This window comes from Sporomusaceae bacterium, assembly GCA_031460455.1.
GTDB lineage: Bacteria > Bacillota > Negativicutes > Sporomusales > UBA7701 > Anaeroselena.
Window position 1 is genome coordinate 119237 of record JAVKTQ010000009.1, and the last position, 13359, is coordinate 132595.

General features: G+C 65.4%; 11 protein-coding genes. 3 read left to right on the top strand and 8 right to left on the bottom strand.

Annotation, left to right across the window (positions count from 1 at the left end):
• Nucleotides 1-8 precede the first annotated feature (8 nt).
• The 8 genes from mutM to RIN56_14075 form a co-directional block, all read right to left on the bottom strand.
• A complete protein-coding gene (gene mutM / locus RIN56_14040) occupies nt 9-833 on the bottom strand; it encodes a bifunctional DNA-formamidopyrimidine glycosylase/DNA-(apurinic or apyrimidinic site) lyase (protein MDR7867921.1) in 825 nt (274 codons plus the stop codon).
• Nucleotides 834-846: 13 nt separating this feature from the next.
• On the bottom strand, nt 847-3471 hold the full coding sequence (gene polA, locus RIN56_14045) for a DNA polymerase I (protein MDR7867922.1): 2625 nt from the start codon (nt 3469-3471) through the stop codon (nt 847-849).
• A 120-nt stretch (nt 3472-3591) separates the two neighbouring features.
• On the bottom strand, nt 3592-4815 hold the full coding sequence (locus tag RIN56_14050; GenBank protein MDR7867923.1) for a L,D-transpeptidase: 1224 nt from the start codon (nt 4813-4815) through the stop codon (nt 3592-3594).
• 98 nt (nt 4816-4913) lie between these two features.
• The gene (locus RIN56_14055; protein MDR7867924.1) at nt 4914-6053 is read right to left on the bottom strand and encodes an ATP-binding protein; all 1140 of its coding nucleotides are present in this window, start codon (nt 6051-6053) and stop codon (nt 4914-4916) included.
• Nucleotides 6054-6403: 350 nt separating this feature from the next.
• On the bottom strand, nt 6404-6766 hold the full coding sequence (locus tag RIN56_14060; protein MDR7867925.1) for a hypothetical protein: 363 nt from the start codon (nt 6764-6766) through the stop codon (nt 6404-6406).
• A 55-nt stretch (nt 6767-6821) separates the two neighbouring features.
• The gene (locus RIN56_14065; GenBank protein MDR7867926.1) at nt 6822-9881 is read right to left on the bottom strand and encodes an SMC family ATPase; all 3060 of its coding nucleotides are present in this window, start codon (nt 9879-9881) and stop codon (nt 6822-6824) included.
• Nucleotides 9878-11026, bottom strand: coding sequence for an exonuclease SbcCD subunit D (locus tag RIN56_14070; GenBank protein MDR7867927.1), 1149 nt, complete (start codon nt 11024-11026; stop codon nt 9878-9880). Before RIN56_14070 ends, RIN56_14065 begins: the two co-directional genes overlap by 4 nt.
• A gap of 19 nt (nt 11027-11045) precedes the next feature.
• Nucleotides 11046-11879, bottom strand: coding sequence for a flavodoxin family protein (locus RIN56_14075; protein MDR7867928.1), 834 nt, complete (start codon nt 11877-11879; stop codon nt 11046-11048).
• A 147-nt stretch (nt 11880-12026) separates the two neighbouring features.
• On the opposite strand from RIN56_14075, the gene RIN56_14080 reads away from it, so the two are divergent.
• From RIN56_14080 to RIN56_14090, 3 genes are all read left to right on the top strand, one after another.
• Nucleotides 12027-12281 carry a hypothetical protein gene (locus tag RIN56_14080; GenBank protein ID MDR7867929.1) on the top strand — a complete coding sequence of 85 codons (255 nt, stop codon included), beginning with the start codon at nt 12027-12029 and terminating at the stop codon, nt 12279-12281.
• 119 nt (nt 12282-12400) lie between these two features.
• Nucleotides 12401-12532, top strand: coding sequence for a hypothetical protein (locus RIN56_14085; protein ID MDR7867930.1), 132 nt, complete (start codon nt 12401-12403; stop codon nt 12530-12532).
• A 30-nt stretch (nt 12533-12562) separates the two neighbouring features.
• Nucleotides 12563-12742, top strand: coding sequence for a hypothetical protein (locus RIN56_14090; protein MDR7867931.1), 180 nt, complete (start codon nt 12563-12565; stop codon nt 12740-12742).
• The last annotated feature ends 617 nt before the right edge of the window (nt 12743-13359 follow it).

Here is a 13359-nt window from a genome sequence, read left to right on the forward strand (position 1 = left end):
TATCCTCCTCAGTGCTGGCACTGCGGGCAGTAATGCGTGCCGCGCCCGGCCACTTCGGAGCGGGCGATCGGCGTGCCGCACACACTGCACGCCTCGTTCTTGCGCCCATACACCTTCAGGTGATGCTGGTTGCTGCCCTTCTGCCCCGCCCCGTCGCGGTAATCGCGGAAAGTCGTGCCCCCGTGTTCGATGCCCTGGGCGATCACGGCGTTAACCGCGCCGTAAAGCCGCGCCGCCTCCTCGTCCGTCAGGTCGGCCGCCGGCCGCTCCGGCCGGATACCCGCCAGCGCCAGCGCCTCATCCACATAGATATTGCCCAGGCCGCCGATCAGCTTCTGGTTGAGCAGCAGCCCCTTGATCGTCACCCGCCGGCCCGCCAGGCTTTCCCGGAAATACTCCGGCGTGAACTCCGGCGACAGCGGCTCCGGTCCCAGCGTCGCCAGACCCGAAATGCGCCACAGCTCGTCCGTCGGCAGCACGTACAGCGTCCCCAGCGTGCGGCTGTCCGCGTACAGCAGCGCATCGCCGCCGTCAAGCGTGAAAACCACCCGCGTGAAGCGGTCGGAGGGCGCCCCCGGCGCGGCATAATAAAGCCGCCCCGTCATGCGTAGATGCACCACCATCACCTTATCGTTGTCCAGATGAAACAGCAGATACTTGCCGCGGCGATCTAGCCGCGTAATCACCGAATCCGTCACCACCGCCCGGAACTCCTCCGGAGAAGGCCACTTCACCAGGCGCGGCAGCAGCATATTCACATCCGTGATCCGCCGGCCCGTAACCTTATCGGTCAGCGTGCGGCGAATTGTCTCGACTTCCGGCATCTCCGGCATATATATCCTCCGTCTACTTGGCTTCCGCCCAGTTTTTCCCGAACTTGATATCGGTCGTCAGCGGCACCGCCAGGCTCGCCGTGCCTTCCATCGCCTCGCGGACGATCGCCGCCGCCCTGTCCCGCTCCGCCGCCGTCACCTCCAGCACCAGCTCGTCGTGCACCTGCAGCAGCACGCGGCTCTTCAGCCCGGCGTCCTTCAGGCGGCGGCAGACCTCCACCATCGCCTTCTTGATAACATCCGCAGCCGTCCCCTGGATCGGCGTATTCATCGCCGTCCGTTCGGCGAACGACCGCTGGTTGAAATTCGTGCTGTTGATCTCCGGCAGATAACGCCGCCGGCCGAACATCGTCGTCACATAGCCCTTCGCGTGGGCGCCCGCGATCATTTCGTCGATATAGCGCTTCACCCCCGGATAGCGGGCGAAATAACTGTCGATATACTCCCCGGCCTCCTTGCGGCTCACGCCCAGGCCCTGCGACAGGCCGTAATCGCTGATGCCGTACACAATGCCGAAATTCACCGCCTTGGCCCGCGAGCGCATCAGCGGCGTCACCGCCGCCTCGCTCACCCCGAACACCTCGGCCGCCGTCGCCGTATGGATATCCTTGCCCACCCGGAAAGCCTCGATGAGCCCGGCGTCTCCCGACATATGGGCGAGGATCCTCAGCTCGATCTGCGAATAATCGGCCGACAGCAGCATATCGTAACCCGCGTCCGGCACGAACAGCTCGCGGATCTTACGGCCCGCGTCCGTACGGACGGGGATATTCTGCAAATTGGGGTCCGAGCTCGACAGCCGGCCCGTCGCCGTGACCGTCTGGTTGAAACTCGTGTGCACCCGGCCGCTCGCCGGATTCACCAGCGCCGCCATCCCGTCCAGATAAGTCGACTTCAGCTTGGTCAGCACCCGGTACTCCAGCAGCTTATCGATCAACGGGTGCTCGCCCGCCAGCTTCTCCAGCACCTCGGCGTCGGTCGAATACCCCGTCTTCGTCTTCTTCAGCACCGGCAGCTTCAGCTTTTCGAACAAAATCACGCCAAGCTGCTTCGTCGAATTGACATTGAACTCCTCGCCGGCGATCTGGTAAATATCGGCCAGCAGGCCTTCCACCTTGCGGCCGATCTCGCCCGCCATCACGGCCAGGCCCGCCGTATCCACCTTTATGCCTGTCTGCTCCATAACCGCCAGCACCTCGACCAGCGGCAGCTCAATATCGTAATACAGCCTGTCCACGGCCGCCTCAGTCAGCAGCCTGTCCAGGACCGGCTTCAGCTCGCCCGATGCCGCCGCGGCCCACGCCGCGTAATCCGGGTGGCTGCGCCACTCCTTCTCCGGCCACGCCGCCGCCTTCCCCAGATACCGTTCCGACAGCCCCGTCAGCGGATAATCGCTCGCCGTCGGATCGAGGAGATACGCGGCCAGGAAAACGTCGAACGTCAGCCCCGCCAGCGGCTTCCCGGCCGTCAGGCACGCGCTCGTCAGCGTCTTGCCGTCATAAGTTATCTTGCCCACATTCGCGTCCGCCAACAGCGCGAGCACCTCGCCCCAGCCCTCCGTCCCGGCCGGGACGAAAGCCGTGCGGCCCCCCGCCGCCATCCCGAGGCCCGCGAACGTCACCTCCGGCACCTGGCCGTCCGTCACCGCGTGGCAGCGCAGCAGCCCCTCGCTGCGGGCGGCGGCCACAAGCTCCGCCACCAGCGCCGGCCTGTCCGCCACCGGCGCGGGCGGCGGCGCGGTAGGCCCGGCGGCCTCGGCCGCCCCGGCGCCGGGGAATATGCTGTCCAGCTTGGCCAGCAAGCTCTTGAACTCGAACTTCGTAAACAGCTCCCGCACCTTCGCCGCATCGGGCGCCGGCGTATAATCCTCAGGCGCGTCCGGCAGCGGCATATTGCACTCGATCGTCGCCAGCTTCTTCGACAGCACCGCCAGCGCCGCGTTCTCGCGCAGCTTCTCCTGCAGCTTCGCCCCCGGCGCCTTATCTATATTCGCCAGCAGATTCTCCACCGACCCGAACTCGGCGATCAGCTTCGTAGCCGTCTTCTCGCCCACCCCCGGCACCCCGGGGATGTTATCCGACGCATCGCCCATCAGGCCTTTCAGATCGACCACCTGCTCCGGCGTCACCCCATAATGGGCATACAGCGCCTCGCGGTCATAAAGCGCCATCTCCGAAATCCCTTTGCGGGTCAGCATCACCTTCGTCGCCGGGCCGATCAGCTGCAGCGCGTCGCGGTCGCCGGTCACGATGATCACCTCATAGCCGCCCTTCGCCGCGCGGCAGGCCAGCGTGCCGATAATATCGTCCGCCTCGAAGCCCGCCTCCTCCAGCACCGCGATCCCCATCGCCGCCAGCAGCTCCCGCACCAGCGGGAACTGCTCGGCCAGCTCGGTCGGCGTCGCCTTGCGCTGCGCCTTATACTCCGCATACTGTTCGTTGCGGAACGTCACCCGCCCCTTGTCGAAAGCCACCGCCACCGCGTCCGGCTTCACATCCGCCAGCAGCTTCACCAGCATCATCGTAAACCCGTACGCCGCGTTCGTATACTGTCCGGCCGCCGTCGCCAGCAGCGGCAGCGCGTAAAACGCCCGGTGCACCAGGCTGCTGCCGTCGATTATCACAAACTTACCGGACATAAAAAACACCACCTGTAAACATCATTAGCTTAACTGTTATAGTATTGGCTAGTCCCCCACAAATCCCTCTCTGATTTCCCGCTCCTGAATCTTTAATCTAACAAAACCAAAAGGCGGGAACTAATCGTTCCCGCCCTTCTCTATGAACGGATAAGTCAATTCTACGCTCCGCGCCTCCTGATTCCAGTACACATACGCCCCGAACACGTCGTAAACCTTCGTCAGTTGGATATACGGCGCCCCGCCGACCAGTACCGCCGGCGCCTTCGTCCCCTGCACGCTCAGCGCCCCGTCCGCCTCCTGCGCCACCTTCCGGCCGAGAGCCTCCGCAACCGCCGTCACCGGCACCGCCAGCACGCCCTCCACCACCTGCACGTCGCCCGCCAGCGGCCGGCCGTTCAGGAACAGGCTCACCACATCGACCGCCAGCACATTCTCCTCCTCGCGGAAAACCTGCTGCCCGCCGAACAGCGCGTGGGCATCGGCGGCCGCCAGATAAACCCGCTCGCCGATCACCGTCCCCGGCACCGCCCGTTTCGCCCCCCGCGCCAGCCGCCCGCCCTCGTCCCAGGCCACGCCCGCGCCGAGCGCCGCGGCCACCGGCCACAGCGGCACATACATAACCCCCTTCAGCGTCACCGCCCGCTCCACCAGCGTCTTGCCGTTAACCCGCACATTGTGGACGCGGGCGAACACCACCTGCCGGTCGGCCTCCTCGGCGACCATCGCCGCTATCTCCCCGTCAGTCAGCAGATCGCCCAGGCCGCGGGCGGCGAGGGCATCCCGCACCTCGCCCGCCGTCAGCCCATGCCAGCCGTAGATATCGGGATAAACCCCCAGCGAAACCTCCCCGTTGCTCTCCACCCTGATCTTGAACCGTTCGTAAGTCACCCTCACAGGCGTCCCGTAAGGCGCCACCTCGTAAAGCTCCTCCACATCCGCCTCGTGCATCCGGATGCACCCGTTCGACACGGCCAGGCCGATCGCCCAAGGGGCGTTGGTGCCGTGGATGCCGTACAGCGGCGCGAACCCCATCCAGCGGTACCCCAGCGGATTATGCGGTCCCGAAGGAACCACCTCCCCTGTGCGGGGAGGAAACCACCACGGATCCACCTCCTTCTCGAAAATCGCGAAACTGCCGAGCGGCGACGGCGTCGACGGCTTGCCGATCGCGACCGGATATGTCTTCACCAACGTGCCGCCCGCGAAAAACTCCAGCGTCCTGCTGGGCAGATTGAGCACAATGCTCGGCGACGCCAGATCGGGATTCAGCCTGGCGGCCGCCGGCGCCAGGCAAACGAAAAAAACCAGCGCGGCCAGCACCGCCACACGCGACAAAGCCAAGGACATCCCTTCCTAAGAGTTAGTGACCGCTAACAATGACCACTAACTTTATATGAAGGTATCCTTGGCCTATATTCCATATTTGGGTCGTTCAGAGCTCATTGCAGATTCAAAATCTGCTGATGCGCGCCGGCCATCCGTCTCCTCCGGTTGTCGAAGATCGGCAGATACACGTGCACCTTCGTGCCCGTCTTCTCGTCCGAACTGACGTTGATAAAGCCGCCGTGCTCGGTAACGATCCGGTGGGCGGTCGGCAAGCCCAGCCCAATCCGGTCGAGCTTCGTGCTGTAGAAAGGCTCGAACACCCTCGACAACAACTGCGGCCCCACCCCGACACCCGTATCGGCGATTGCCGCCACCAGCATATTAAGCTCCGCGTTCAGCCACGACCGGATCGTCAGCGTCCCCTGCTCCGGCATCGCCTCCATCGCGTTCTGCAGGATATTCACCATCGCCTGCTTCAGCAGATTGCCGTCGGCGGTCAGCGTCGGCAACCCCTCGGCAAGGTGCTTGTCGATCGCCACATTCTCCCCGCCCATCTGCTTAAAAACCAGCATCAGCGCTTCCTCCAGCAGCCTGTTCACATTCACCCCCGGCGACCTGCTGACTGGCGGCTTGGCGAACAGCACCAGCTCCTTCACCACATTGTTGATATACGAAACTTCCCCCAGCAGCATCTCCAGCACCTCGCGGCGCACACTGCAGCGGTCGTCCTCCACCCTGTTCATCATTACCTGCAGATACCCGCTCAGCGTCGTCAGCGGCGCACGCACGTGATGGGCTATTCCCGCCGCCAGTTCCCCGAGCGACATCAGCATCTGCGTCGTCTGAATCTGCTTCAGCGTCGCCTTCAGCGCCGAAATATCCTGCACAATGACAATGACCCCGTTCACCCCGCCGCCGCTGTCGCGCAGCTTGAGGCTGTCCACATGGACGAAAGCCGCCTGTTCGTGCATGGCCAGTTTGACGTTCGCGGCATAAAAATCCTCATATTCGGACACGGCGAACGTCTTCAGAAACTTCTCGCCGCAGTGCCGGAAAGCCTCGTCGGCCCGCTTGCCAAGGACCTCCGACCGTTCCAGGCTGAAAATTCGCTCCGCCTCGCGGTTGAGATTCTTGACCTGCAGCATCGCGTCAAGATGCATAATCCCCGCTTTGCCGGTTTCGAAAAAATCGCCGAAATCCTCTTCCCGGCCCAGATAAACGACCTTGTTGTCCCAGGCTTCTGCCGAATACACCGACCAGTCAACCCCTTTGTAACGTTGCTTGTCCAAGTCATAAATATCATTCTTGTAAGTATTTGTATTTCCTGCCTTCGACCAGCAAATTGTTTTCGTAAAAAAACGACATAATATTCGCCTCCCATCGCGGCAATTTGTGCAAATAATCACATAAACCCTTATAAATACAGGAAATAATCACAATAATTACCCACTTTAATTCGACATAACACGTATATCATTCGCCATTATTCGACGTTATTCAACACAACATCGTCCATCGCCCTTTTTCATGCGCCTCCCCGCGCACCATTCGACAAAAGCTGCCGATAAAGTACAAGGGCTCAGCCATCGCCGAGCCCCCCTCGTCATCCCCCGATATACTTCTGCCGGAAATACCCCGGATCGATCCCGTCCGGCACCACCGCGTGGAACCGCAGCCACTCGCTGCCGCCCACCTCCTTCGACAGCAGATACGTCTTCACCGGAAAATCGCGGTCGTCGACAAACATCAGCTCGTCGGTATCGAGCGCCTCCTCCATATCGTCGCGGGAAAAATCCTCGCTGTAAAAATACTGATCCACCGACAGCAGGCTGCCGTCGTCGTCATAAACCGCCCCGAAATACACCGCCCCGCAGTCCACCGTAAACTCGTACTCGCCCGTCACCGCCGGCGCGCGGCTATCGAGGAAAACCCCGCTCACCGGCACCCGGCTCATCTTCATGCTCATCCTGGCCCCTCCTTTGCTACAGCAAATTATGGCCGGATTCTCCCCCTCTTATGCATCACACGCTCCAGCGCGTAGTGCTGCCGCGGTCGGTCGGCACGATCTCCAGCCGCGCCTCGATACGCTCCTTCAGCTCAGGCACATGGGAAATAATCCCCACAAGCCGCCCGCTCGTCTGCAGCTCCACCAGCGCCTGCATCGCCATATCCAGAGCCTCCGGGTCCAGCATCCCGAACCCCTCGTCCACGAAAATCGTGTCAAGGTACACCCCCCCGGAATAACCCTGCACAACATCGGCCAGACCGAGAGCCAGCGCCAGCGACGCCAGGAAAGTCTCCCCGCCGCTCAGCGTCGCCACATGGCGGGCCACCCCCGTCCACGCGTCCTCGATCTCGATATCCAGCCCACCGGCCATCCCTTTATGGAGCGGGTCGTCCATCCGCCGCAGCGCATAGCGCCCGCGGCTCATTTTTTTCAGCCGCGCGTTCGCCACCCCCGTCACCTCATCCAGCAGCGCCTGCAGTACAAAGCGGTGGAAACTCACCCGCAGCGGATTCTGCCCGTTCGCCACCTGCGCCAGGCGGCCCAGCACCGCGTACTCCGCCTCGCGGGCCGCCCTCTCCGCATCCATCGCCTTCAGCTGCTCTAGCCACCCCTGCTGCTTGCTCACGCCCTCCTGCAGCCTGGCCTGCTCGGCCACCATCGCCTCGCTCGCCGCCAGCGCCGCCGCCACCGCAGCCTCCGCCGCCGCGACCTCCGGCCGCTCCAGGCCAGCCGTCGCCAGCTCCGCCTGTCGCACGCGGTCGCGGGCCACCGCCAGCGCCGCCTCATACTCGGCCACCGTCCGCTCCAGCTCTCCGGCCGCCGCGTCCGTCCGGCCCGCGGCCGCGAAATCCGCCTCATCGGCAAACCCCGCTTCCGCCAGTCGCGCGGCGAACCGTTCCCGTTCCGCCGCCGCCTGAGCGCCGGCAGCCGCCATGCCCAGCCGCGCCGCCGTCAGGCCCGCGGCCAGCCCGCTCACCCGCGTCGCCGTATCGGCCGCGGCCCGCTGCGCCCCTTCCCAGGCCAGATCCAGAGCGTCCCGGCGGGCCGTCGCGCGCGCCAGTTCCTCCTCCAGGCGGCCCGGCGCCCTCAGCTCGGCCGGCACCGCCTTCTCCCGCTCCGCCAGCACCGCCCGCGCCTCTCCGGCGGTCTCTCTGGCGGCCCTAGCCGCCGTCTCCGCCTCAGTCAGGCCCTTCTCGCGGTCGTCGGCCTCACGCTCATAAACAGCCAGTTGCTGCTCGCACCGCGCCAGCTCCGCCGCCGCCTGTCTCGCCTGCGCCAGCTCGGCGGCAGCCGCCCTGGCGGCCAGGCGCAGACTGTCCACGCTCTCCTGCGCCCGCTCGCCCACAAGCTCCCGGAGGTTATTGCCCCTCGCCGTCACCTCGCCCAGCGCCAGCGCCGCCTCCGTCAGCTCGGCGCGCCTGGCGGCCGCTTCCTCCTCCAGGCCGCGGACCGAAGCCTGCTCGGCCTCCAGCGCGGCCGTATCCGGCACCTCCGCGGCAAAATGGGCGGGAGCCGGATGCTCAAGCGACCCGCACACCGGGCACGCCTCGCCGGGCGCCAGTTCCCGCGCCAGCCGCGCCGCCTGCCCCTGCCGCCACCTCCGGTCGGTCGCCGCGCAGCGTTCTCTCGCCGCCGCCAGCGCCTGCTCAAGCTCCGTCACCTTATCGGCAAGCTCCTTATGCCGGCGGGAAGTCGCCTGCCATTCGCCGCGCAGCGCCGTCAGCTGCTCGCAGTTGGCCACAAGCTCGGCGGCCTCCTTCGCGGCGTTCTCCAGCACCGGCGCCCTGAAAGCCCCGGCCAGCAGCCGTTCCCGCCGCTCCCGCGTCGTCGCCAGCCTGGCCGCGGCCTCCTCCCGGCCCTTCTTCAGTTCGTCGTAAGCGGCAGCCGCCGCTTTATCCTGCTCCGCCGCCGCCACGAGACCGGCGCGGGCCTGCGCAAGCTCATCCAGCCTGCCGCCCAGCGCCGCCAGCGCATTAACCGCCTCCGCCGCCGCCCGGCGCTCGCCCTCGCGCTGCCTCTCGGCCGTCAGCGCCGCATCGGCCCGTTCCTTATCGGCAGCAGCCGCCGCCAGCGCGCCTTCCGCCCCGGCCAGCGCCGCCGCCGCCTTCTCCTCCTCCCGGCCGCGCGTCGTCACCAGCGCCGCCAGCTCGGCCAGCAGCGCCGCCTGCCTCGCCCGCGCCAGCTCGCGGCGCGCCCCGTCCACCGTCGGCGCCTGCGCGTCCAGCCCCGCCAGAGCCTGCGCCGCCTTCTCCCGGTCGGCAAAAAGCTCCTCCAGCCTCCTGGCCGCCGCCAGCTTCTCCTGGGCGGTCCCGAGCGCCAGTCGCGCCTCCGCAGCTTCCGCCGTCAGCGCCAGCAGTCGCGCCGTATCGCCCGCCAGCCTCACCGTCAGCTCATCCGCCGACTCCGCCGCCGCCTCCTGCAGCAGCCAGTCCCGCCTGCGGGCCAGCTCCTTCGCCGCCTCCTCCACCGACCTCGCCGCCTGCTTGAAAAACTCCTCGATCCGGCGATACAGCTCAGTCTGAAAAAGCGTCGCCAAAATCTCCTCCCGCTCGGCCGACTTCGCCAGCAGCAGCCGGCGGAACTCGCCCTGAGGCAGCACAACCACCTGGCGGAACTGAGTATACTTAAACCCCAGCAGCCCCTCCAGCGTCTCAGTCACGCGGTCCGACCCGCTCGCCGCCACCGTGCCCTCATCATCCGCCGCCTGCCCCGTCCGCTTCCACAGCGTCGCCGCCGGCGGCAGCTTCGTCGTCCCCGTCCCGCGCCTCTTCAGCACCTCCTGCTCCGGCGCGCGGCGCACGCGGTACACCTCCGTCCCCAGCGCGAAATCGAACGTCACCTCCGTCGCCACCGACGGCTCCACATAATCGCTCCGCATCTGGCGGCCGTCCCGCTCCGCCCCGCTCGTCCTGCCGAACAGCGCGAAACACATCGCATCCAGGATCGTCGTCTTCCCCGCCCCCGTCGGACCGTGGATAAGAAACAGCGACCTGTCCCCCAGGCGGCCGAAATCGACCCGCTCCGTCCCGGCGTAAGAGCCGAACGCCGTCATCGTAATCGCCAGCGGCTTCATGCCCCCACCTCCCGCTCCCGGCGGCCAAACGCCTCGATCAGCCCGGCGGCCGCGGCCTCCTCAGCCTCGCTCAGCCCCCGGCCCGTCACCTGCGCGAAAAACGCCGCGAACAGCTCCGCCTCGCTCTGGCGGCGGTGATCGGTCCGCGCCGCCGTCTCCGTAGCCGCCGCCTTATCCTCGAAAATACGGTGCAGCACATTGGGATAAACCCGGCGCAGCCTGCCCATCGGATCGAGCAGCGCCCCCGCGTCCTTCAGCTTCACCGCGATATAATCGTCCGCCCGCGGGTCGAGCGCCCCGGCGGCGATGATCTCCTCCAAAAAACCCTCCACGCAGCGCACATCCCGCCGCGGCGTCAGAGCCACCTCCTCCACCGTCGCCTTCCCCGCCGCGTCCAACTCCACCAGCGCCACCGCCTTATCGTGTCCCGCCTCCGCAAACGAATACTTCAGCAGCGACCCCGAATAACGGATATGCGCCCCGCCCGCCTGCTGGGCCCGGTGCAGATGCCCCAGCGCCACATAATCGAACCCGGCGAACACCGCCGCGCCCACCGTCGGCGCCGTCCCCACCGCCAGCGGCCGCTCCGACTCGCTTGCCAGAGCGCCGGCCACAAAAGCGTGCGCCACCGCCACCTTGCGGGCGCCGGCCGGCACAGCCGCACAGGCCTGTGCCGTCAGCGCCGCCAGCGCCGCCTCGTGCCCGGCCGCCTCCACCCCCAGCGCTTCGCGCACCACCGCCGGCTCGGCATAAGGGATGGGGCAGAAATACACCGGTCCGTGCTCGTCCGCCACCGCCACCGGCGCCGCCTCGGCCGCCACCAGGCCGGCCACATGCAGCTTCTGCCGCGCCAGCACCCGCCCGCCGAAGCCCAGCCGCTCGGGGCTGTCGTGATTGCCCGCGATCATGATCACCGGCACATCGCAGTCGAGCGCCAACCTCGCCAGCGTCTCGCCCAGCAGGCTCACCGCCTCCGGCGGCGGCACCGCCCGGTCGTACACATCGCCCGCGATCACAATCGCATCAGGCTTCGCCTCCCGCGCCAGCGTCACGAACTGCTCCAGCACATATGCCTGGTCGTCAGTCAGATGGAGATTATAAAAAATGCGGCCCAAATGCCAGTCCGCCGTATGCAAAAACCTCACAGTCCCACCTCCGCGCCCCTTATCGCCTTACCCACCAATCCGGCGTCCCGTATGGCTTCCTGCGCCGGAAAAGCTCCTCCCGCTCCGCGATATACCGCCGCTTTATCTCTTCCAACAGCGCCGCGTGCTCCGCCTTGCCAGCCGGCGAAAACCGCTCATGGCCGTCTACGAACTCGATCGCCACCTTGCCGTCCGCCGCCTTCAGCTCGCCCCGCGCGTCGCACATCACGCACCGCACCGCGCCGCTCGGAGCGATCTGCAGCACGCTGCTGCCGCACTCCCGGCACGTAAGCACCCCCGGCAGCGACACATCCGCCCCGCCGCCCGTCAGCCGCCCGGCCAAAGCCCGCGCCTCGGCCAGCACCTCCGGCCGCGCCGCCTCCCCAGGGCTGGCGGCCTGCACCAGCATGCTCCCCGCCACCTCCAGATGAAGAAAACGCGCGAAATTCAGCACCATCTCCCGGCCATACCCCTCCCAGCCAGGGATGCCATAAGACACCGCCGTCACGCACCGCTTGCCCGCGTACTCCGCGTTGTTCGCCAGAATGGAAATCAGCCGGTCGCCCACCGCCTTCACGCTCGTATGCGCGCCGAGGAAATACACCGGCGCCGCGACGATCACCGCGTCAGCCGCCTTAATCCGCTCCAGCAGAAACGCCAGATCGTCCTTTATCACACAGCCCGCCTCCGCCGGCAGGCACGCGTAGCACGCCCGGCACGGCCCGATATTAAGCTCCGTCAGGCGGATCATCTCCCGCTCCGTCTCCGCCGGCAGCGCTGCCAGCATCTCCCGCGCCAGAATCTCCGAATTGCCCAGTTTCCGCGGTGAACCGATAAGTGCAAGTACTCTCATCTCTTCATACCTCCAAAACATCTTAGCCGCATATTTCGCCCCCGCTCCCCCTTCTTCCTTGTCCGCCGCCGGGGTAATTGTCCCCTTGCCCGTCCCGCCGCTCCCATAGTACAATGATCATATAAATCTTCCAAAGGGGAGAACGCCATGGCCGAAATCATTTCCTTCTCCGACTACTGGTGGCGCTACTTCATCTACGGCGCCCTCTTCCACATCGCCGCCCTCACCCCCGCCTGCAAAACCGAGCGCCACGCCACCGCCTTCCGCGTCGCCGGCTACGGCATCGGCGCCATCCCCGTCCTCCTGCGCGAAGGCGTCCTCCCCGCCGTCCTCATGCTCGCCTTCCTGTACGGGTTTACCTTTGCCGCACAATACGTCAAAAGCATTTTCAAAGACCGTTGATAATAACAAAAACCGGCGCCAATCGCGCCGGTTTTTTTCATTTCTCGCCGCATTCCGGGAAAACTAACACCGGAAGGCGGCCGAGCCGCCTCCGCACAACATCGCCGGGAGGAACGACAATGGACGAAAAAAATCCGACCACCCCCGACCAGAACGACCCGCTGGCCGTCACCACCACCGACCGCAAAACGCAGAACTCCACCCCGACCGTATATCCGTACGTAGATTTCATTAACAGGACAGAGCCCTAACCCCACTCAAAAACCACCGGAGGTGACGAAATGGTCGACGTCAACATCACCGACAAACAACGCCGCGACGGCAAGCAGCCCGGCCACGCCCCCTGGGGCGGCAAACAGGCCGACCTACTCTCCAACCCCAAAGCCACCGCCGTCTTCCCGCCCACCGCAAAAGTGACCGCCATCCCCAAGGAAAATACCACCGAAAGCGACGAGGGATAACAACATGAAAAACAGCGGCGAACAGCACGACAAAGACGGCCAGGAATCCAGCCGCGCCTCGACCATGGTCAAAAACGCCGGCAACAGGAAAATCGGCCCGAAAAAATAATGAACTGATTGCCGGTACACAGGAATAGCACAAGAAGACCGCCACACGGCGGTCTCCCTTATTTCCATGCAGAACGGCTCAGCGCAACCGTTACAGGGCGGTCGGCTGTTCCCCGGCATTGGGTCACCCACGCACTGCGGGCGGCGGTCTTACTAAGCTCATCGCCGACAGCACCGCACCACCGCCAAATTCACGTCCATGTTCATTTGTCGGTTCTCGCCGCCGTCCATGGCGGCTCGTGCGGTGCTGTACCCGCAGGGGGCAGGCCGCCCCTCTAACCGCTGAAGCGCTAAGAGGGGCGCACTTACCGGCTCCCTCGCTAAGTAGCGGCCGTCGTCTCCGCTTGAAGGGGGCTGCACCCAATGCCGAAACGCTCACCCTTTGTTATCCATGTTTTCTTATACAACAAGAGCCCACGAAATTCGTGGGCTCTCATCAATCCTTGAGTAATTACATGGTGGAGGCGATACAAGGCCCTGCAAATCCCACTTTAACAACCCCGCTCACA